This window comes from Bacteroidales bacterium, from assembly GCA_016709865.1.
Lineage (GTDB): Bacteria > Bacteroidota > Bacteroidia > Bacteroidales > VadinHA17 > LD21.
This window is the reverse complement of the sequence record JADJLX010000002.1, coordinates 270381-293974: the sequence shown is the minus strand read 5'-3', so window position 1 is coordinate 293974 and position 23594 is coordinate 270381. Positions and strand designations below refer to the sequence as shown.

The 23594-nt window shown below is 39.6% G+C and carries 14 protein-coding genes; 6 read left to right on the top strand and 8 right to left on the bottom strand.

Annotation, left to right across the window (positions count from 1 at the left end; translation table 11 throughout):
• Window positions 1-94: 94 nt before the first annotated feature.
• Window positions 95-2257: a S46 family peptidase gene (locus IPJ16_03210; GenBank protein MBK7626203.1), complete on the top strand. Its 2163-nt coding sequence runs from the start codon at window positions 95-97 to the stop codon at window positions 2255-2257.
• A gap of 112 nt (window positions 2258-2369) precedes the next feature.
• Here the strand turns inward: IPJ16_03210 and IPJ16_03205 are convergent, their stop codons facing one another.
• Window positions 2370-4520: a carbohydrate binding family 9 domain-containing protein gene (locus tag IPJ16_03205; GenBank protein MBK7626202.1), complete on the bottom strand. Its 2151-nt coding sequence runs from the start codon at window positions 4518-4520 to the stop codon at window positions 2370-2372.
• 22 nt (window positions 4521-4542) lie between these two features.
• A complete protein-coding gene (locus IPJ16_03200) occupies window positions 4543-6678 on the bottom strand; it encodes a response regulator (protein ID MBK7626201.1) in 2136 nt (711 codons plus the stop codon).
• A 342-nt stretch (window positions 6679-7020) separates the two neighbouring features.
• Between IPJ16_03200 and IPJ16_03195 the strand changes: the two genes are divergently transcribed.
• From IPJ16_03195 to IPJ16_03185, 3 genes are all read left to right on the top strand, one after another.
• Window positions 7021-8502 carry a glycosyltransferase family 39 protein gene (locus tag IPJ16_03195; GenBank protein ID MBK7626200.1) on the top strand — a complete coding sequence of 494 codons (1482 nt, stop codon included), beginning with the start codon at window positions 7021-7023 and terminating at the stop codon, window positions 8500-8502.
• 30 nt (window positions 8503-8532) lie between these two features.
• Window positions 8533-9669: a 4-phosphoerythronate dehydrogenase PdxB gene (gene pdxB / locus IPJ16_03190; protein ID MBK7626199.1), complete on the top strand. Its 1137-nt coding sequence runs from the start codon at window positions 8533-8535 to the stop codon at window positions 9667-9669.
• Window positions 9670-9757: 88 nt separating this feature from the next.
• Window positions 9758-10687, top strand: a complete 930-nt coding sequence (locus IPJ16_03185; protein ID MBK7626198.1) for a sugar phosphate isomerase/epimerase — start codon at window positions 9758-9760, stop codon at window positions 10685-10687.
• Window positions 10688-10708: 21 nt separating this feature from the next.
• Here IPJ16_03185 and IPJ16_03180 read toward each other — a convergent pair whose 3' ends face one another.
• Window positions 10709-11632, bottom strand: a complete 924-nt coding sequence (locus IPJ16_03180; protein ID MBK7626197.1) for a 4Fe-4S binding protein — start codon at window positions 11630-11632, stop codon at window positions 10709-10711.
• A 99-nt stretch (window positions 11633-11731) separates the two neighbouring features.
• Here IPJ16_03180 and IPJ16_03175 point away from each other — a divergent pair, with 99 nt between their 5' ends.
• On the top strand, window positions 11732-12403 hold the full coding sequence (locus IPJ16_03175) for a Crp/Fnr family transcriptional regulator (GenBank protein MBK7626196.1): 672 nt from the start codon (window positions 11732-11734) through the stop codon (window positions 12401-12403).
• Window positions 12404-12408: 5 nt separating this feature from the next.
• Here the strand turns inward: IPJ16_03175 and IPJ16_03170 are convergent, their stop codons facing one another.
• The 5 genes from IPJ16_03170 to IPJ16_03150 form a co-directional block, all read right to left on the bottom strand.
• Entirely contained in the window at window positions 12409-14457 is a 2049-nt protein-coding gene (locus IPJ16_03170; GenBank protein MBK7626195.1) for a hypothetical protein, read from the bottom strand.
• Window positions 14458-14469: 12 nt separating this feature from the next.
• Complete coding sequence (locus IPJ16_03165; protein MBK7626194.1) at window positions 14470-16566, bottom strand: M3 family metallopeptidase; 2097 nt, start codon at window positions 16564-16566, stop codon at window positions 14470-14472.
• A 62-nt stretch (window positions 16567-16628) separates the two neighbouring features.
• Window positions 16629-18476 (bottom strand): biotin/lipoyl-binding protein, encoded by a 1848-nt coding sequence (locus IPJ16_03160; GenBank protein ID MBK7626193.1) that lies wholly within the window; start codon window positions 18474-18476, stop codon window positions 16629-16631.
• 563 nt (window positions 18477-19039) lie between these two features.
• Entirely contained in the window at window positions 19040-19897 is an 858-nt protein-coding gene (locus IPJ16_03155) for a DUF4249 domain-containing protein (protein ID MBK7626192.1), read from the bottom strand.
• A gap of 38 nt (window positions 19898-19935) precedes the next feature.
• Entirely contained in the window at window positions 19936-22332 is a 2397-nt protein-coding gene (locus tag IPJ16_03150) for a TonB-dependent receptor (GenBank protein MBK7626191.1), read from the bottom strand.
• Window positions 22333-22653: 321 nt separating this feature from the next.
• Here IPJ16_03150 and IPJ16_03145 point away from each other — a divergent pair, with 321 nt between their 5' ends.
• Window positions 22654-23454 carry a glycyl-radical enzyme activating protein gene (locus tag IPJ16_03145; protein MBK7626190.1) on the top strand — a complete coding sequence of 267 codons (801 nt, stop codon included), beginning with the start codon at window positions 22654-22656 and terminating at the stop codon, window positions 23452-23454.
• Window positions 23455-23594: the final 140 nt, after the last annotated feature.

Here is a 23594-nt window from a genome sequence, read left to right as displayed (position 1 = left end):
GCATTTGACTTTTCTCAGTGTCGCTCTGTGGCTTCTCTGTGTCTCTCTGTGACAGTTCTTAAAGCAAATGTAAACAAAAATAAAAGTAGAAAATATGAGAAACAGACTTGTGGTTGCCCTGTTATTTTTTGGTGTATTTATAAATGCAGGCTTGAGAGCCGATGAAGGAATGTGGATCCCTATCCTGATCGAAAAGTACAATATAAAACTCATGCAGGAAAAGGGATTTAAACTATCGGCAGAGGATATTTACAGTGTGAACAAAGCCTGTATGAAAGATGCTGTACTGATTTTCGGCGGTGGCTGTACAGGCGAGATAATATCGGGAGAAGGGCTTCTTATTACTAATCATCATTGCGGTTATGGGCAGATCCAGGAACACTCCAGTCTTGAAAATGATTATCTCAGGAACGGCTTCTGGGCTATGTCGCGGAAAGAAGAACTTACCAATCCCGGATTAACTGTGACTATTCTGAAGAGAATGGAGGATGTAACAACTTCAGTATTAAACGGTGTGACTGATGCTATGGACCAGACTGAGCGCGAAAACCTGATAAACAAAAACATATCGGAGATCCAGAAGAAAGCAGTGGAAGGTACCGGTTACAGGGCCAGAATAACGCCATTTTATATGGGAAACCAGTATTTTTTGTTCGTAAATGAGACATTTAGAGATATCCGGCTTGTTGGTGCTCCACCATCTGCAATAGGTAAATTCGGAGGGGAGACAGATAACTGGATCTGGCCGCGTCATACCGGTGACTTTTCAATTTTCAGAATATATGCCAACAAGAATAACCAGCCAGCTGATTATTCAAATGAAAACGTGCCATATAAACCAGCATATTTTTTCCCCATTTCAATAAAAGGTGTTAAGGAAGGTGACTTTACAATGGTCTTTGGATATCCGGGTTCAACTTCTCAATATGTGCCTTCGTATCATATTGATATGGTGAAGAACTTTATTAATCCAAAAATTATTGACATAAGAACCAAAAAGATTGAGATTATGGAAGCAGCCATGAATACAGATCCGCTAATCAGGATTCAGTATTCTGCTAAGAAATCGGGTATTGCCAATTCATGGAAGAAATGGCAGGGGGAAATTATGGGGCTTGATAAAATGAATACTATTGAAACAAAGAAAGATTACGAGACAAAATTTGCCAAATGGGTTGAAGAAGATGCTTCCAGAAGTGCAAAATATGGTATGATACTTCCATCGTATAAGGATCTTTATGATGCGATGAAGGAATATACTCTTGTGAACAATTATACTAATGAGGTTTTTAGCGGGGCTGAAGTTATCAGCATGGCGCGGAGTATAAAAGTATTATCTGATATCATTGAGAATAACTCTTCTGAAGAAATTGTAAATGCAGCTAAAACTAACCTGTTGACTTCAGCTAAAGACTTCTTCAAGGATTACAATATGAATACCGACAAAAAAATATTTGTTGCAGTAATGAAGATGTACGGTGAAACCCTTGGCCAGAAATGGCTTATTCCTGAATATGTCAAACTCAGAAATTCATGCAAAGGCGATTTTGAGGCTGCAACTGAAGAGCTTTATTCAAAATCAGTTTTTGCTGATGAGGCAAAATTCATCTCATTCGTTAAAGCTTTCAATAAATCATCTGTAGCTAAGGTGAAAAAGGATCAGTTTTATGTTCTGGCGATGGGAGTAACTGATTTTATGTCAAAGAATGTCAGAGGTGAACTGGCCCGGCTTAATGCTGAAATTCAGAAGCTTAATAAGCTTTATATGACTGCTCAGATGGAATTTGATAAGGAAAGAATTTTTTATCCTGACGCAAACTTTACCCTGAGAGTTACATTTGGACAGGTGGGTGGTTATAAGTCAAAAGATGCAGTTTACTATACTCATTACACAACACTCAAAGGTATTATTGAAAAAGATAACCCTGAAATATTCGACTATGATGTCCCTGATAAGCTGAAGGAGCTTTATGCAAAGAAAGATTTTGGCCGTTATACCCAGGATGGAGAGGTGCCTGTATGCTTTATTGCAAATAATCATACTACCGGTGGAAACTCAGGCAGTCCTGTGCTGAATGCCGATGGTCAGCTTATAGGCGTCAACTTCGACAGGGCATGGGAAGGCGTTGCAAGCGACATGGCTTTCAATCCCGATCAGAGTCGTAATATAAGTCTAGATATAAGATATGCCCTTTTTATAATCGACAAATTCGCCGGTGCCGGGTATTTACTGAACGAAATGAAGATTGTGGAATAGTATCCATCTTCTCAGTGTAACTCTGTGTCTCCTCAGGATTTCCTCTGTGTTATGTTCTTGAAGAACTTACACAGAGATACACAGAGTTGTCACAGAGTTACACAGAGAAGAACTAGAACCGGATAGTGTATTTCGCTTTGATCCTGGCCTCATATACTTCCGGTTTGAAGCGTTCCAGTGGGTCAATTAGCGGTGAGTTGAAGGTCAGGAAGATCTCTTTACCAGGTTTTATTATCCATTGAAGTCTTGATTGCCATCCTATTGTTTCAGTCTGGTTCTCGTACTGTGCAAAATTATACCACGACAGATTCGGACTGAACAGGAAGTTCAGGTTCAGCCTGTAGATCTGTGTCACAAAGCTTCCATCAGGAAGGTCAACCCATTTACGATCAGATTCCATCCCGATATAAACAGGAACAATCACCTTGTAACCCGCCTGTATCATCCAATCGGTCCTCTTTCCTGAATAGAAAGAACCGGTTCCGACTTTCGTTGCAGCCCATAAGTTTCTTCTTTTTGCTGAGGTAAGTGTCACACTCTTCCTCCAGAAAGTGTATTTTTCCGCAGGTATCACAAAGTTTTCGAAAATATGAAAGTCAGAGGTCAGCAATTCATGCTGATACTGTGCTGATAATGAGATAATGTCCCCACTCAGGAAAATAATATCCGACAGATTGAAATCCATTTGCGATGTAAGAAGACCTCCGTTTTTGAGATCGGATATGAAAACATATTTTACGCCTGATTTGATCTGCATTACCGGTGAATTTTTTGGTCGCGGGCCAATTCCGATTCCTCCATAAAAATCACGGATATTCTTGCGCGGTATGAAGCCAAGTCCGGGGGTAAAATCTTCTCCTATCTGAAGATATCCGAGTCTGAAATTCAACTTATCGTTTGGGTAATTAATTTCTGTTCCGAATGAGATATCATTTCCTGTCAGTCCATGGGTGAATGACTTCAATCCGTAAAGATTATAGCTTATGTTTTTATTACCTGCAAGGAGCGAACTCGCCAGGCGTAAATCGATTCCGACGAGGGTATTCTTCAGGTCGGAGAAGGCATTTCCGTTAGTTCCAATTAGTCCGATTGATGACTGTTTTCCTAGATTTCTTGATATTCTTCCCACTGAATAACCCGGATTATCCCACTGATTATCATCCTTTATATGCATGGCACCAAGGTTCCAGTTCCCGACTTTCCCGGTGAATTTTCCTCCATATTTAATTGACACCGGATTGCCTCCTGCATCAAGCCCTATTCTTCTGGAGAAGAAGGGTATCATCTGCGTACTCTGAGGGTTTTCGCTGTCTCCGTTTATTCCAAAAGTAAAATAGTTTGCTCCATCGAGGAAGAAATCCCGTTTTTCAGGAAAGAACAGGCTGAACCTGGTAAGGTTAATCTGCTTTTCATCTACCTCAGTCTGAGCGAAATCAGTATTTACTGTCAAAGAAGCTTTCAGGGAAGGTGTTATGTGGTAAAAAGCATCGAGTCCTCCATCCAGAACACCTTTGGGATCGGTATTCTGCTTTTTGCTTACTCCGCTTGTCAGATATGGTGTAATGTCTAATCCTATTCCCTGTGTAATATCTGTTATGCCTGTAATTCTGCCGGCATCAGATACCTGGAATTTATTTGCATTCAGCGAAGTTTCAGGCCAGTAGGAGGCTTCCGACTTTCTTTTTATATATCTGATGAGTTTAAGTCCCCATGTACTGTTCCCTTCTTTGAATCCGAGAGTTTTAAAGGGGATAATCAATTCTCCGTCCCATCCTTCTGTAGTAATTTTTGCTTTACCGTCCCAGAGGCCATCCCAGGATTTATTAAAATCTTTTCCGTTTTCATTTACAAGGGCATCACCAATACTTCCTCTGGGACCAATCTGAAACCAGTAGCCGCTGCGGCCATCGAGATAGGTGTCGAGGATTATCTGCACCCTGTCGTCATCACCGAGACTTACATCTCTGGCAAGCTCCTTTGCAGTGATGCCTTCAGGATCATCAAAGCACCGGATTCCGATATAGATGTTGTTATGGTCGTAAAGAAAATAGAATTCAGTCTTTTCCGAGACAGGTTTTCCCGGGTTCGGTTCTCTCTGGAAGAGCTCATTAATCACGGAGGCATCCTTCCAGACATCGTCATTCAGAGAGCCATCAATGGCTGGAGGTGTTGCTGTAAAAACAGCCCTGATCTCAGGCTGAGCAAAAAGGTTTATTGATCCGATCAGAAAAATTGAAATCGAGATTATGGAAAATCGTAGCATCTGGTTTGGAAATATTTAATAATCAGGCAGACAGGACTTCATTAATAACCCTGAAAAGCTCTTCTTTTTTTATTGGTTTGGAGATGTATCCATTACAACCGGAAGAGAGGCATCTCTCCTTCTCATCGGGCATGGCATATGCAGTCTGTGCAATAATTTTTGTATTCAGGCCCCTTTTTTTCATTTCGTCAAGCACCTCAAACCCATTCATAACTGGCATATTAATATCCAGCAGAATAAGGTCAGGCAGGCGGGCTTCTATCATATTTAACAGAATTTCACCGTTTTCTGCATGTGATAACTCAGCATTTTGTCTCTTCAGAATAAGCTCAAGGAACCGGTACGAGTTGTAGTCATCTTCTGCAATAAGGACTCTTTTTCCTTTTATATTAGGTAAGAATGTACCGGATCTGGGAACGGTTTCAGTGGTTTCCTTTGCAATAATATAGGGTAATGTGAAATAAAAAGTTGATCCAATATTGGCCTCAGATGTAAACCATATTTTACCTCCCAGCAATTCCACGATGCCTTTTGATATGCTTAATCCGAGTCCGGCTCCTTCATGATACCTGCCTTCCTCTACCTGCCTGAATCTTTCAAAAACTATTTCCTGCATTTCGGACGAAATTCCGATGCCGGTATCTTTAACATGGATCTCAATGACTTCATTTCCTTTGCTGCCGGTAATCGCACATCCGACATTTATTATGCCCCGGTTGGAATATTTTATTGCATTGCTGACAAGGTTATCCAGAACCTGTTGAACTCTGACTCCATCTGATAAAAACTTGATCTTATCAATCTCTTCCGGCAGGTTGAGTACAAGTTTGACTTCAGGTTTTTTTAGTAATAGCTCACTTCTTCTGAATGATTCAATACTGTTCGAAAGTAACTCTGAAAGGTTGCATTCTGAAACATTAACTGAAAGTTGTTTCGCTTCTATTTTAGAAAGATCAATTATATCATTGATAAGCTGAAGAAGCCGGTTGCTGGAACTTTTAATAATGTCAATATATTGAGTCCTAAAATCTTGCGACAGGTCATTTTCCCCGAGCAACTCTGAAAAACCCATAATGGAATTCATGGGAGTACGTATTTCATGGCTCATGTTTGCAAGAAAAATTGACTTAAGTTTATCGCTCTCTTCTGCCTTTATTTTTGACTTCAGGAGTTCAGCCTCGGTTTGTCTCCTTTTGGTTATGTTTTCACCAATACCTGCAACTCCGGATATCTTGCCATTTTCATCCTTCAAGAGTGTACAATTAAAGGAAACCAGGAGCCTGCTTCCGCCTTTTGTCAGAAACTCAGCTTCAAAATTCAAAGCGCTCTCATCACCTGATAATGCTTTAGCGAATAATTGTCCAAGTTGTTCCTGTGATTCAAGAGGCACAAAAATATCAAACAGGTTTTTTTCTGACAGTTCCTCAAACGTATACTCTGAAACCTCCAGAAGTGATCTGTTGCAGAATACTATTTTTCCCTCCATATCTACTATGGCAGAAAAGAGGAATGTATTTTTAAGTAATTCGGAAAACCTTCTTTCTGATTCTCTCAGTTTATCAGCCGCTCTTCTGTTCTGCCAGTTCTGGAACTGCCTGAACATTAATGTGCCTAATAGTAAGGTTGCAACCGGGTAGATAGTAAGGGTAGGTATTATTATAGTTTTAATAGTATCAAATCTGCTGGAAACTGGTAAAAGGATTGAACAACCAAGCATTACAACATGAACAACAATCCCCATTGCTACCAACTCTGCAAGATAGTTTTTACTTTGCTTTAAGGGTCGGAATCTGTGCCAAAGCATACCAATGGTACCTGAACTTATAACAACCGCAATGCCCATCCATACACCATCACCACCTTTCGCTAATCTGACCAGACCGGTTAACAGCATGGCAACAGCTGTAGGCAGTTTCCCGAAAAACAGTCCTGATACTGACAAAACAACTGAGCGGGTATCAAATACAAGTCCGGGAACCAGTATCCATGGTGTCAGCATCACTACTATACCGATCAGACCAATAATAATTCCTGTAAGTATCTTATTCAGAATGTTTTTTGGTTCATCGTTCCTGTTCCACCAGAATTCATAAACATAACTAAGAGCCAGCAGAATTGCTGTATTCTGGAGCAAACCGACAATTATTGAATCTTTCATTTATGACAATACTCAGATAAGAATAAATAAGAATACCTGTACAGATTCAAAGGTAATTCTATATTTTACTAACGAAATTGGCTGCAATTTAGAAAAATACAAGATACATCTTCGTCAGTGACAAAAAAACATTAAAATATTTTACAGAGAGTGTAATTGAATCCAGATGTATTGTTTTTATTTGACGGGATAATTTACTTTTTTCACTTTACTTTTTTGTTAGTCAAAAATTAAATCTACCTTTTGAATGATCAATTACATATATAAATGAGTTATTATAATCACCTTTTTGTTAAATTTTTTCAAAGATATTGGGTCTTATTAATTCTTGTTGCAGTTAAAATGATTCTGCAATTTGTAATAGTCAATCCGGTATATGAGCTTCACCGTGATGAGTTTCTGCATCTCGATCAGGCTAACCATCTTGCGTTTGGATTTATTTCGCTCCCTCCGCTTACCTCACTTATATCCAAAATAATATTTCTTTTTGGGGGAGATGTATTCTGGATTCGTTTTTTCCCTGCATTATTCGGTTCATTTACAATTGTTTTTGCCTGGCGTATTGCTGAGGAATCAGGTGGCAGTCTGACCTCAAAAATTGTAGTATCATCCGGTCTTATATTCTCTGCTCTGGCCAGACTAAACATTCTTTTTCAGCCTAATTCTTTTGATATAATGATTTGGACAGCAATCTTCTGGATCCTGATAAAATATTTTAAAACACCGGAGAATAAATGGTTGTATCTCTTATCTGTGGTTGCTGCTGTTGGGTTTTATAACAAGTATAATGTTGTTTTCCTTTTTGCAGGTTTGTTTATTGGTTTAATAGCGACACCCGGTAGGAAAATATTTAAAAATATTGCATTCTGGAAGGCAGTTGCTCTGGCACTTCTCCTGATTTTGCCAAACCTTATCTGGCAGATTAAGAATGGATTTCCTGTAGTTGAGCATATGAAAGTGCTGAAAGCTGATCAGCTCGTTAATAATACTGCATCAGGATTTCTTTTAAGTCAGCTACTTTTCTTCTTTGGTTCATTACCGGTTATTATATGCGCCCTAGCAGCACTCATTTTTTACAAATCGTTTAAGCCTTACCGGTTCATAGGAATAGCATTTATAGTAACAATTTCTCTGTTCGTAATACTTAAAGCAAAAGACTATTATGCAATAGGATTGTACCCTGTGCTCATTGCATTGGGAGCTGTGTTTATTGAGAAAATTCTTAAGGAAAAACTGAAACTGATCGTTTCTGGTTTTTTAATAGTGGCGAACCTTGGAATATTTTTTATGACTGCAAAAGTGATGTTTCCTCTTCTCTCTCCGGAAGAGATCCTGAAGAATGGCGAAACTTTCGAAAAGTATGGATTGCTTCGTTGGGAAGATGGGAAAAATCATACACTTCCACAGGATTTCTCCGACATGTTGGGATGGCGTGAAATGGCCGAAAAGGCGCTTCTGACTTATAAAATGATTCCTCAGGATGAAGTTGATAAGACTCTTATCATGTGTGATAATTACGGACAGGTTGGGGCACTCAATTATTACAACCGCGGTAAGATGCCTGAAGCTTATTCATTTAGTACCGATTATATCTACTGGCTGCCTCATTTAAATAACATTCAAAACATTTTACTGGTAGGAGAGAAACCTGAAGATGAGATTGTAAAACTTTTCAGTGAGTGGAAGCTTGCCGGAATTGTTGAAAATGAATTTGCAAGAGAAAAGGGAACAGGGATATACCTGTTCAGAGGAGCTGTCCCGGCATTTACTGTTTTATTTTATAAAGAAGCAGATGAGCGAAAAAAGAACCACGATATTTTCTAAAATGATTATCTTTCCTGAAAATAATAAATTATGGTCAGAATTGTAGCTGATGATAAAATGCCTTTTCTTAAAGGTGCTCTGGAACCAATTGCTGAAGTAAAATATCTGCCTGGCAGAATGATCAGTAACACACTTATCAAAAATACAGATGCACTTTTAATACGAACCCGGACAAAATGCACAGAGAAACTGCTGAATGGCACGACTGTTAAATTTATAGGAACTGCCACGATTGGATTCGATCATATTGATACACAGTATTGTGAAAAAAATAACATTGACTGGACAAACGCACCCGGATGCAACTCTTCATCCGTGCTGCAATATATAACCTCTGCACTCCTTAAGATTGCCCGCGATCATAAATTCAAGCTGAAAGATAAAACCATAGGTATTGTAGGAGTAGGGAATGTAGGGGCAAAAGTAGAAAAAGCTGCCAGGTTGCTGGGAATGAGAGTATTGCTTAATGACCCACCCAGGGCAAGAAAAGAAGGTGATAGAAAGTTTGTCCCGCTCGAAGATGTACTCCGTGAGGCTGACATCATAACTCTTCATGTGCCATTGCATCACGTAGGAGAAGATAGAACATATCATCTCTTTGATGAAAACTGTTTTAAAATGATCAGGAAAAAGGTCTGGTTCATTAATTCCTCAAGAGGCGAAGTTGTGGATACAGGTGCTCTCAAAAAGAATCTTGAGACAGGTAAGCTGCGGGGTGCAATTCTTGATGTATGGGAAAATGAACCGGATATAGATTTTAGCCTTATACCAAAAGCCTTCATAGCTACACCGCATATAGCAGGTTACTCTGTTGATGGTAAAGCTAAAGGAACTGCAATGGTTGTAAATTCTCTAAGCAGGTTTTTTGATCTGCCTCTCAAAGAGTGGTATCCTAAAAATATTCCGGTACCTGAAATTCCGGATATTTTCATCGACTGCAAAGGAAAATCAGATGAAAAAATCGTACACCAGGCTGTTGCACATACCTATAGCATTGAAGATGATGATATGCATTTCAGGTTCAATCCGTCAGATTTTGAGAACCTGCGCGGAGATTATCCATTGAGGAGGGAATTCCATGCTTTCACAGTTAATCTGAAAAACGGAAGTAAGAATATCCACAGGATACTTAAAGAGCTGGGATTTAAAGTTAAGGGAAAAGTATAGGGTTGGGAAGTTATTAGGTTATAAGGTTATAAGGTTATCAGGTTATTAGGTTATTAGGATATTAGGTTATTTGGTAATTGACATTTTTATGAAAAGATTCAGTAGAAGGGATTTTGCAAGGAAAGCGGCAATGGCCGGAATTGGAACTGCAATAATGCCAGTAATTAAAGCAGGAGAACCCGGAAGAGGTACTGCCGTGTCACATCTTGAAAATGTTAGTCTGAAAATCAGCCTGAATGCTTACTCTTTTGATAAACCTCTGAGAGCAGGATCAATGACAATAGATGATCTCCTGGATTTTTGTGCTGCAAAAGGTTTTGATGGAGTTGATCTGACCGGATACTATTTCCCCGGTTACCCTCAGGTGCCATCCGATGATTATATTTATCATGTTAAACAGAAGGCTTTCAGGCTTGGACTCGGAATAAGCGGAACAGGAGTTAAAAATGATTTTACCTGGTCTGATGTCTCCAAAAGGGCTGGTGAGAAGCAGCTTGTTAAGGACTGGATTGTTGTTGCAGAGAAACTAGGATCGCCAATTGTGAGAATCTTTGCGGGTACTCTTTCAAAGGAGCAGTACAAATGGGAAGACAGGGCAAAATGGATTGCTGATGATATCAGGGAATGTGCTGAATTCGGCAAAAAACATGGAGTAATGACAGCCATGCAGAATCATAATGATTTTATTAAGACCTCTTCTGATGTTGAAAAAATGCTGAAGATGGTTAATTCAGAGTGGAATGGACTTTTACTTGATATTGGCAGTTACCATTCAGCCGATCCATATAAAGACATCGCGCTGAACGCAAAACACGCGATTTCGTGGCAGCTTAAGGAGAAAGTATATATAAATGATAATCAGGTGGATACTGATTATAATAAGGTCATTTCAATAGTTAAGGAATGCGGCTACAAAGGTTACCTTCCCCTAGAGACTCTCGGAGAAGGCGACCCTGCAGTTAAAGTTGAAGCTCTTTTCAAAAAAGTAAAAGATGTACTTAATAACTCAATAACCTAATAACCTAATAACCTAATAACTCTACACCCATTCCTCCTTAAGCACATCTCCGGCTATACCGACTATCATCATCTTAACCGGAACTTTTCTTGATGCCTGCGATAGTGCCGATTTGACCATTTGCAGAAGACCTCCGCAACAGGGCACTTCCATCATCATAACTGTTATTGTATTTACTTTTGCTGTATCGACTAATGCAGTCAGTTTCTGGATATATATTTCTGAGCCATGATCAAGTTTTGGACAGGCAATAGCCAGCGATTTTCCTTTAAGATGCTTGCTGTGAAATCCGCCCATTGAGAAAGCCACACAATCTGCTGCAATAAGAAGATCAGAGCCCTGGAAATATGATGCGTTGGGATTTATAAGGTGCATCTGAACAGGCCACTGTCTTAATTCTGATGGCTGATCGCCGGCTGGAGTACTTGCAGCAGCCACACCCGGCTTTTCAATTACCATTGCTTTTGATCCGGGACATCCGCCTCCTCCATGACCGTGTGAATGGCCATGAGCATGCCCGGGTATATGAGATGGCTGAGGCGCAGCAGCAGCTTTTCCGTGATTATGTACCTCACTGATTACTTCATCGAGATTGAAGTTTAATTCTGACCTGTGTTCTTTAAGGTATGAAACACCCTCCTGGAGGAAACCTGTCTCTCCATGATCTTTCATATGTTTAAGGTGAGCAATTACTGTATTCTTACCTTTGTCTTTCATCTGCTCCATTACCCGTGTTTCATTATATGGTTCTGCTTCACGGGTTTCAATTGTTATTGCTCCTTCCGGACAATGCCCGATACAGGCACCAAGTCCATCGCACATAAGTTCACTTACAAGCCTTACTTTTCCGTCGATTACCTGTAACGCCCCCTCATGGCAATTAGGTACACACAGTCCGCAACCATTACACAAATCTTCATCGATCTTAAGGATATCTCTTTTCATATTTATATTTTTTAAATTATTTTCTGATGCAAATTTGCATAAGCTTCAGAAGCTAAATTGTAACATATGTTACAATTTGTTATTTTTATATAAAAAACAATGGACTATTCTGTTTTAACATCATCTCCTCTGTTCAAAGGATTAGATATCAGCGCAATTGAGCTCCTAATAAGTGAAGTCTCGCACAAAATACGGAATTTTAAGGCAGGAACAATTGTATCACAAAGCGGCGATCCCGTTATTTCTCTTATGATAGTGGTAAGTGGTATTGTTAAAGGTGAAATGGTCGACTATGCCGGTAGGGTCATTAAGATCGAAGATATACCAGCACCGGGAGCTCTTGCTTCTGCCTTTATGTTTGGTAACAATAACAGATTCCCTGTGAATGTTATATGCAATACTGACACAGAAATACTGGTTATAGACAAGTCTGATTTCCTCAAGCTTCTGATGAATAACGACAGGATCCTTGTTAATTTCCTTAATATGATCTCTAACCGGTCACAATTCCTGTCAGAGAAGATTAAGTTTCTTAATTTCAAGACAATTAAGGGTAAACTTGCTCAGTATATCCTTCAGAAAGCAGGCACAGACAAGAACATTATATACCTCGATGTAACACAGAATGATCTGGCCGACTTCTTTGGGGTTGCCCGACCTTCAGTAGCACGGGCTTTGGGAGAACTTGAAGAAGAGGGACTAATTGAAGCTAAAGGAAAGAGCATCAGAGTTATTAATAAAAGCGGGCTCACGAATCTCACAGCCGACTGAAGATCTTATACCGGCAAGGTTATTACGAAGCAGGTACCTTCGCCTTCTTTGCTTTCGACACTGATTATGCCTTTATTTATCCTGACGAGCTCCATACAGAGTTTTAATCCTAAGCCGGTACCTTTCTCATTCTCTGTACCCGGTGTGCTGTTTATCTCTTCAGAGGTAAAAAGACTCTTCTGTTTTTCTGCACTTATCCCAATCCCGTTATCGCAGATCTTAAGTAATATTCCGCCGTTTTCCTGTGTCTTGTCTTTAAGTAGAATGCTTATTCGTCCTCCACGATGCGTATATTTTACAGCATTTGAAAGCAGGTTTCTTATTACTATGTCAAGCAGGTCTTTATCGAAGATTGCTGTTGTGTTGCCAACCTGGGTAAAATTCACAGAGATTTCTTTCTTATCAGCAGTTTCCTTGAATATGCTGAGGTTTGTGAGTATAATGTCTGCAAGATTCAGTTTCTCCGGCGCATATTTTATTTTTTCCTCCTGACCTCTTCCCCAAACAAGCATGTTCTCCAAAAGACTTATTACCTGCTGGGCATATTGAATACTTGAATTTGCAAAAGTGTCGTATTTCTCTTTATATTCCTTCTCTTTAAGAAGGTTAAGCATATACAGGATGTTAACAACAGGACTCCTGAGATCGTGGGAAATTACAGAGAAGATCCTGTTTTTCAGCTGAATGGTTTCTGACAGTTGTCTGTTTTGAGTTGCAATCATAACATTCTGCTTCTCAATTTCCTCATTCCTCTTTTTGAGCTCCTGGGTTCTTTCATTTATTATAAGTTCGAGATTCTTATTCATGAACTCCAGTTCATTCTGCAATTTCTCCTTCTCCCGGAAAGCCATAATCCATTTATAGAGTAACAGGGCTGCCTGAATGAACACAAACAATACCACAAAATAAGTAAGGTAGTAACTTGATGTTGATACTATCTGACCCAGAGACACTCTTATATCGTGTACCCCTCCAGCAATAAGCAACATAAAGGCAAGAAAATAGGCTGTATCCAGCATTGTTTTTCTGAATAATCCTAAGAAGCTCATAATCAAGGCATAAATCATGAGTATCAGCATTGCCGGATAAAATAAAAGAGTTGAGTTGCTGAAAATTTTTACAGGAAGTACGAGGGTTCCGAGAGTTGTAAGCGTGAATATGATTGTGACCATCAATGCAAATAGTCTGAATGGTTTTTTAGGATAGATATAATATACAACCCAAACCCATCCGATCATAATCGTAAAGAGTCCAATGTATTCAATCCTGACAATCCAGTCCCACTGAATCTCAATTAAGTTCTGAATAAGATAATGTGAAGTAAACAGCGGTCTTATCGCAAGACCGAAGGTAGCCATACTGAATAAGCCCATTATTTTTTCTTTGGGATTTATCAGGAAGAAGAAGAAAAAGAAGATTGAAAAACTCAGCAGAAGACTTATTACTGCCCAGTCACCAGCCCAGCTGTTGGCCAACTGTTTCTGGACATTAGAAAAGGTCCCCAGTTTTACAGGTTGCCAGAAACCACCACGTCTGTGATCATAATTGGATACAATAATTATTATTGAAAGGACATTGGAGTCAGGGATGATTCTGAAGAAGTTCCGTTTATACTCCGGAGTTGACTCATCCGCAGATTTTCCTGTGGTCCCGTTTCCTCCGAGGTACTTGCCATTCAGATAGATATCGTATGATGAATCAAATACGGGTAAATCGATACCCAGTGCTGTCTTCAGCTCAGAAGGGAGCAAAACTGTAAGCCGGTAGGTAGCATAACCGTTTTTTTCAGTTCTTACCGACTCCTGAGGATAGTCACTCCAATACGATGGTACTTTACCGTAATAATCAGGAATTATATTGACACCATTAAAATCATGAGGATGGAGCATCTTTTTCCAGTAAAACTCCCACTCTCCGTTAAGTTTTACAATGAAATGTTCAGGATTGCTTATTTCCCGGAGGTCGAGCACACCTTTGATGGCTACCGGGTCTGATGTCTTCGCACCCAAGCTGGATGCGAAGAAAATAAGCAGAATTATTAACCTGATCTTCATTGAGATTTCTAATTATTTCAGACCTCTGTTAACAAGCAGGGCATCTATACCCGGTTCCTTGCCTCTGAATGCTATATACATATCCAGAGGATCACGGGTTCCTCCTCTGGCAAGTATCTCTTTTTCAAATTTTGCAGCTACATCCTTATTGAAAATGTTACCTGTTTCTTTAAAAGCCTGGAAAGCATCTGCATCGAGAATTTCACACCAGATATACCCATAATAGCCAGCATAGTATCCTCCGGCCCAGATATGATTGAAATAAGTAGATCTGTAACGGGGTTTTATTTCAGGTATCAGTCCGTATTTGGCCATGGCTTTATTCTCAAAATCTCTGATATCAAGGTCAACAGGCTCTTTAAGCGAATGATATTCCATGTCGAGTAACGAGGCCGCAAGGTATTCAACTGTCTGGAAGCCGGTATTGAACTTGCCTGCTTTTTCAAGTTTTTCAACTATCTCGGCTGGAATGATCTCACCGGTCTGATAATGTTTTGCATATACTTTAAGTACCTCTGGTTCAAGCACCCAGTGTTCCATTATCTGTGAGGGAAGTTCAACAAAATCCCTTGGCAGATTACCTCCGGGGAATGTTTTATTTGAGAGAAGTCCTGCAAGTGCATGACCGAATTCATGAAAGACAGTACTTGCTTCTTCTGCGGTAAGTAAAGCCGGTTTGTCAGAGGTTGGCGGTGTTGAGTTCGTAACCATTGTGACAAGGGGTGAAATCATTTTACCGTTGATATCACGACTTTGTCCCCTGAAAGCTCCGCACCAGGCACCGCCTCTTTTTGATGGACGCGGATAATTGTCAATCATAAGTATACCAACATGTTTCCCCTCGCGTGTAACCTCGAAAGTATTTACGTCAGGATGATATTTCGGAAGATCATCTCTTTTGGTGAATGTGAGTCCGTATAGCTGATTAGCAACATAAAACATGCCCTCCATCACATTATCAATCTTGAAGTAAGGTCTGGTAACTTCATCATCAAGATCATACTTCGCTTTTTTGATTTTCTCAGAGTAGTACCACCAGTCCCATGGTTCAAGTTTGAACTTGCCTCCCTCTTTATTTATAAGTTCCTGCTGTGCAGCAGCCTCTGCTTTTGCAACAGGTGTTGCAGCATCCCATACCTGAGCAAGGAAAGTCATTACTTTCTCGGGTGTTTTAGCCATTGTTCTCTCAAGAACAAAATCTGCAAAACTATCATAGCCAAGAAGATGTGCTCTTTCAACCCTCAGTTTGGCCATCCGGGCAATTATTGCTTTATTATCCTTATCGTTATCGTTATCACCTTTCATGAAATAGGCTGTGAAAAGCTTTTCACGAAGATCACGTCTGTCAGAGCTTTGCAGAAATGGTGTCATGCTTGGTACCTGAAGAGTAAATACCCATTTCCCATCCATCCCAAGCGACTTGGCCATTGAAGCAGCCTGAGTTACAACTCCTTCAGGTAATCCTGACAAATCCTCTTTTTTATCAAGAATCAGTTTGAAACCATTAGTTTCAGCAAGAAGATTCTGTCCGAACTTAACAGAAAGCATCGAAAGTTCTTCATTGATTTTACGAAGTTTATCCTTGTCTTCAGCTGAAAGTGCTGCCCCGCTTCTGATAAAATCCTTATAGGTGTCTTCAAGTATTTTTTTCTCTTCCTCATCGAGCTTAAACTTATCCTTGTTGTCGTATACGCTCTTAACACGCCTGAACAGTGTGTCGTTGAGGTTTATATCGTCGTTGTGTTTCGACGAAAGAGGGGAGAGTTCCCTGCTTATTGCCTGTAGAGAGTCGTTCGTATTAGCTGAATTCAAAGCACCGAAAACTCTGCTTACGCCTGAAAGCAGTTGGCCACTGTATGCCAATTCTTTTATTGTGTTATCGAATGTTGGTTCCTTTTTGTTATAGATTATGGCCTTTATTTCAGCCCTGTGTACTTCAAATCCTTTAAGAAATGCAGGCATGAAATGTGCTGCCTTAATCTCCTCAAAAGGAGGAATTTCAAAAGGAGTTTCGTATTTATTAAGAAGCGGATTATCGCTCTTTTCAGCCTTTTTGCATGCTGATGCTGCCACAAAAGCTATAAGAATTAAAACCAGAGTCTTTTTCATTTTTAAATATTCGGTTAGGTTATGGTTAATGGTCTGCAAAGTACAAAAATCGTTTCGGATGTCTATTTCCTGACAATTATTTTTTTCATCTTTTTAATTTTAGGGTGATCAGCTTCTGTTTTTGCTATTTCTTTTATTATGAACAGAATATCACCTTTATTCACATTTGCTCCCTGCTGAACCACGATTTCGGCGATCTCGCCGTTATAGGGACACGTTATCTCAGTGATATATGAATTGGTCTGGAGATAACAGATCCGGTTGCCTTCACTTACAGGATCACCAACAGCAGAAGGTTCAGTAAGTTCGGAGTAAAGATTATAATATACTTTCCCTTTTGCCGGAGAAAAGATGTTTTTATGATCGGGATTAGAAGTCTTTATATCTTTAGGTGTTTCTGCCTTTTTTTCAGGTTTAGCTCCAGTCCCGACAGTTAAGCTATTGTTTATCACTTCCCTGGCTTTTTGAAGTTCACTCTCAAATCTTGATTTAGCAACCCCTGACTTGTAATCGCGGTATTGCCTGTCGTGCATAGCGAGTTCAAATAGCTCCTCATCATCATTGCCTGTTTCCCAGCCATTCTTTTTCATCTCCTCCCTGAAAACTTCAAGCTGATCGGGATAGCCATCCTGAGGGATCCCTGTGTAGAACTCCTTATTCTGGTTTTTTGCCAGGTTAATTATTTCAGAGTCTAGTTCCCCCGGAAGATTTCCTGCCTTTCCAAGTATCATGTCCCAGGTATTGTTATCTATCATTGAATATCTCTCTTTTCCGCCTGCCAGCTGTATAATATTCATAAGAGCAACATTCTTTACATACTGACTGAATGGCGTTACAAGCGGGGGATACCCGAGTTTTGGCCAGATGAATTCTACTTCATCGAAGAGTTTTATTACTAATTCGTCTTCAGTAAGTTCCTTTTGACCTTTGTTTTTAAGGGTAGTATTTATTCCGGCATGAACTCCTTTAAGGTCTGCCATCATGCTTCCCATCATGCCGCCGGGCAATCCGCTGCTGATTAGCAATGAAGAGATCTGTTTGTTCCTGGGATCAATAAAACAGCCGAGAAAGTCGTCTATAAATTTCTGGGTAAGCGATCTTACTTTCATGTAAGCTTCCATATTTATTTCCGGAACATCAAATCCTGCATCTTTCAATATTGCCTGAATTGCTATAACATCGGGATGAATCATCCCCCAGCTCAGGGGTTCCATAGCAACATCGAGATAATCGGCACCTGCCCTTGCCACCTCCAGCATCGATGCCACTGACATTCCCGGTCCTGAATGGCCATGATATTGTACTATAATCCCGGGATATTTAGATTTGATCCGTCTTACAAGTTCTCCAAGCATTGCAGGACGACCGATCCCTGCCATATCCTTCAGGCAGATCTCATCTGCGCCATACTCAATAATATGGTCGGCGACATCCATAAAGTAGTCAACTGTATGTACAGGAGAATAAGTGATTGAGAGGGCTGCCTGGGATATCATCCCTGCTTCTTTTGCATATTTAATTGATAATTCAAGATTTCTGTGATCATTCAGACCACAGAAGGAGCGGGCAATATCGACACCCTGGGCTTTCTTAACTTTGAACATAAGCCTTCTGACATCCGCAGGAACAGGGAACATTCTAATGCCGTTCAGCGCCCTTTCGAGCATATGAGTTTTTATGCCTGCCACATTAAATGGCTTCGTCCATTCCCTTACAGCAGTGTTTGGATTCTCTCCGTACATTAACTGAACCTGTTCAAATGCCCCTCCGTTTGTTTCTATCCTGTCGAAACACCCCATTTCAATAATATGAGGTGCTACTTCTTTCAATTGGTCAATACGCGGCTGATACTTGCCTGACGACTGCCACATGTCGCGGTAAACAAGACTGAATCCTATTTTTCTCTTCATAAATACCCTTTTCTGGATTGGAATAATTACGAAATTACCTATTCAACATCGGGGAAAATATGATATAAGTCCTGAAAAAAAGGAAAGTCACCGGGCGGTGACTTTTTCCTTGATTTACCTAAACCTGATCGTAGAATTTGCCGAGTGGCAATAGTGGTGAAATTAACTTGTTAAATTATATTTTCATGGTTGCCCAAATCGCTAATAAAAAATACTGTCCAGGAACTTTTTATCTTCTTTTGTTTTCCATTCAACATATAGACGTGTACAATTTCAAAATGTTGCAGGAAATTTGGTTAATGTTATGTTAATCATTTGTTAAAATTGGGTAAGTAGTTGAATATTAGCTAAGTCCTGCATAATCTAGGGGATCCCTCGCTACCGCTTCGGGATGACAAGTCGTTTTGGGTCATAGGGGGAAAGAAGTGGCGATTCGCATTCTGAATTTGATCCGCTCATCGATTTTTAGACGAATCGCCACTTCTTTCCCCTCCTATACCCAGATTCGTGTGTCATCCCGACCCTCAGCGAGGGATCTCATTGAGAGAGCAGGATTTAATTTATTATTTGAATCTCATTATTAGAGAGTCAACCGTATAGGATGTGAAAATCCCCAGACCCCCTGAGATATTTGAGTACACCGGAGTAGCCTCAGCAAATGGATTTTCACTATCATTATAATCCTTAAGCGATTTATGATAGAGGTAATAGGATTTTTCAGTATGATATAAATATATTTTCAGCAGAGTTGAATCACGTGATGGCGAGAAGTAATAGCTATAGTTTCCTGTTGTGACAGCAACAAGCTTCTTTCCATCCAGACCTTTATCTGTAATATACTCGTTATCAAAAGTTGGGGATATTTCCATTGCATATGCCTTTTGAGTAGCAGGATTTGTTTTGTATACCAGACCTGAACAAGCTACTCTGTAGTAGTTTTCTTCATTTGGTACATCCTGAAATGTAACTTTAAGACTTAAATATCTGAAAGTTGTACCATATTGTGATTGCAGCTCTATTGGGGAATGCATAATTATTGAAAAGGTATCTAGTTCGATGTTGAATTCTCTTTTAACAGGAACACAACTTATACCTTCAGCTGATAAGCCGGTTTCACTTATGACTTTTAATTTATAGGTAGACCCGTAACTGACCTGCATTTTTTTGTTATCAAGTATAAATCCTCTGGCTGCAGTGTCAAGAGCAACTTCTTCTATACCATTTGAGATGTAGCCTTTAAGCATACCTAAAGGCTTTTCTGTATCAAGTTCGCCAAATAGTCTTTTATTTGATGATACGGTAAAGTATGATCTTGTATCAGACGGGGAAATAAATGATGTAATCACCAGCTTCTGTTGAAATTCCGGAAGATCTACAGTATTCACATCTGTTTCACATCCTGCCAAAAAAATCATTAGCATAACAAGCAGATAATAAATGATATTTAACTGTTTCAGTTTCAAAACTTGAATGAATATGTAAATGAAGGTATAATAGGAAACAGACTCACCTGTTTTAAATAGCCATATGTCTTGTTGGTGGCATTATCGTACTTGTAATCAGTGTAATAGTAAAATGGATTCTTCCTGTTGTAAATATTGTAACAGGAGATTTCCCAGGTCCGTTCGCCCCAGTCTTTCTTTTTATGGAACTGAATACCAATGTCAAGTCTGTGATATGACTTCATCCTGAAATTGTTCTTTTCACCAAAATCATTTATTACTCTGTCACCGGGGGTTAGCAACTGGTCTCGGTAATAGTCATAGTGAATAAATCTTGGATTATCTGATACAGGATGTTCTCTGATTATGTATTCCGACATTGGAAGGGTGACTGCATTGCCTGTTCCGTAGACCCATGTCCCTGAGAGTGTTATTCTATTGCTTAATTTGTAAGTCGCTACAACTGATATGTCATGTCTCCGGTCATATCTTGCATAATATTTCTTCCCGAAATTTAGCGAATCGAATTGCATCTGTGTCCATGAAAGCGTATAACCTATCCAGCCGTTAAACCGTCCTTCTTTCTTCTGAATCAATACCTCCATTCCATATGACCATGACCTTCCTGCTGTAACATTATCTTCCCAGTTTATGCCAACAGCGGAGTTGGCTTCATCAAGGTTAATAAAGGAGGCTCCCTCTTTATATCCTATAACATTGTCCATTGTTTTGTAGTAACCTTCAAGCGAAAGGGCCAGTTCCGGATTCCTTATGTCCTTGACAATGCCTAAAGCAACCTGTTTTGAATGCTGTGGTTTTACTCTGTCGGTGGTTGGTACCCACAGATCTGTTGGCAGACTGATGCCTGTACCTGAAATCATATGAATATATTGATTCATCGATGCATATGATCCTTTTAAGGCGTAATCATTTTTCAGCCGCCATGCTAAAGAAAGCCGTGGTTCAAGAAAAGCGTACTGGTTTTCTGAAGCCAGAAAATGACTAAGCCTCAAACCTCCGTTTACTTTCAGTGTTTGCACAGGTTGCCATGTATCCTCAGCGTAGAGTCCTGATTCAACACCATCTATGTGCCTGATATCCCGAATGTTTATGTGTTTTGGAACATCCAGTTCAACAAAAGCATGTGGTTTGAACCTATGATATATCGTAATAGCTCCAGCTTTTACCCAGTGTTTTGTATTGGGAATGAAATCAATGTCATACTTCAGTGAGAAATCCCTTATTCCCGAGTAATACTCTGCATAGTAGTCTTTGCCTTCTCCAACAACTCTATATTTATCGTATATTCCAAAAGTATAATTGCTGAATACCGCTGAGGTATTAGCAAATATCTTGTTATTGAACAAGTGGTTCCATCTCAGGGTGCCGGTAGCATTACCCCAAAGGAAGCCAATGTTCTCCTGTACTTCAGCATCATTATTTTTGACATAAAATTTGTCTTTTCCGAAATATCCGCTCAGGTAAAGCTTGTTTTTTCTCCCAAAATCATAATTGATTTTAGCATTGAAATCGTAGAAGTAGTATCCAATATTTTCTGTATCCATCGCTTTTAATATTGGTCTGAGGATAAGGTCAGCATAAGTCCGGCGCCCTGATAACAGAATTGATGACTTGCCTTTGCTGAGCGGTCCCTCGACTGTCAGTCTCGACGATATCAGGCCAATCCCTCCCTCACTGTGCCACTGTTCTTTGTTCCCTTCTTTCATATTCATCTCAAGCACAGAGGATAACCGGCCTCCATACCTTGCAGGGAATCCACCCTTTGTTAATTCAACACTCTTAAGTGCATCGCCGTTGAAAAGTGAGAAAAAGCCGAACAGATGACTGGCATTGTATACTATTGCATCATCAAGAATGATAAGGTTTTGGTCTGGTCCGCCGCCCCTGACATAGATCCCGCTGCTGCCTTCGGAACCTTTTTGGACACCTGGCATAAGCTGCAATACTTTCAGAACATCTTTTTCTCCCAGAAGTGATGGTACATTTTTAATTTGTGCGGCTTGAAGTTTTACTGTGCTCATTTTTACCGATTCACTCTGTTTCTCCTGCTTTTCAGCAGTTACAGTCACTTCATCCAGAACCAAACCAGGTTTCAGATCGATATTCAATTCAACATCATTGTGCAAGGAAGTTTTAACAATCTTGGTAGTGAATCCCACATATGATATAATAAGTTCAACAGAATCAGCCGCTGGTAAAGTCATCGAATAAAAACCGTATGTATTTGTTGTTGTGCCTGTTTTATGGTCTGATAAGTAGATATTTACACCAATCAGCGATTCGCCGCTGACAGCTTCTCTTACATAGCCGCTGATTGTATACCGATTAAAATTCTGCCCATTTACAGTGAATAGAAACAAAGATAAAATAGCACTAAGAAAGGCGAGTCTCATTGCATCAAAATGTACTGTTATAAAAATAACGATAACTTTGAGTATTTATTATGGATGTTAATCATATTGAAAAAATATTTAACTTGCACCCATCATTTATCTAAGATGATAGCAAAACTGAAATATAGTTTCAACATGCAGCGCCTCGGAAGAAGGCTATATTGCTGTCTTATGTTCTATTCCAGGTTATTCTGAAACCTGTTCAAGATTCAAGATTCAAGATTCAAGATTCAAGGTTTCAGATTCAAAGTTCCGGATTATAAATCACCTCACTTTTCATTTTTCACTTTTCACTTTTCACTTTTCACTTTTCACTTCCTTATGAAAGGTCTAATTTTCAGCGTAAAAAGGTACTCAGTGCACGATGGTCCGGGCATCAGGGTGACATTCTTCATGAAAGGATGCCCGCTGGCATGTCTGTGGTGCCATAATCCTGAAGGCATTTCCCCTTTTCCTGAAACAGTAACAAGAATAAACAGGGTAGGCGACAGGGAATTCACTAAAAGTGAGGAGGTTGGTAAATATTATTCGGTTGAAGAAATACTTGATATCCTCAATAAGGAACGGGTTTTTATAGAAAAATCCAATGGAGGCGTTACATTCTCGGGAGGAGAGCCAATGCTTCAGGCTGAATTCCTTCTTGAAGTATTGAAAGCCTGTAAAAAAGAAGGTTATCATACAGCGGTTGATACTTCAGGTTATTCATCTGCTGAGAATTTCAAATCAATTATTCCATTTACCGATCTCTTCCTCTTCGATTTAAAACACCTTGACAGTTTAAGACATCTTGAATTGACAGGAGTTTCCAATACAGTCATCCTGGAAAATTACAGGCTTTTACTTGAAAGCGGAAGGGAAGTAATGGTACGGGTGCCTGTTATACCTGGTTATAATGATGATCCTGAGAGTATTGAAGGGTTAAAGGACTACCTAGAGAAAACAAAAACAGTCACACTGAAGAAGATCAGTCTTCTTCCTTATCATAAGATAGGTTCATCGAAATATAAGAGATTTAATATTCCTAACAGAATGGAGAATGTTGAACAGCCAACAAAGGAAAGAATGATGCAACTAAAAGAGTACTTCAGTGAAACTGGTATTAAAACCAAAATTGGAGGATAGTAACAGAAATGAAGTATCCTTAGTGACCCTTTGTGGAAACCTTTGTGCCCTTTGTGGTAAGAATTTAACCACAAAGTAACTCGAAGTACAGCACTAAGGAACACAAAGGAAAATTGTAGATATTTAAAATAACATCAATT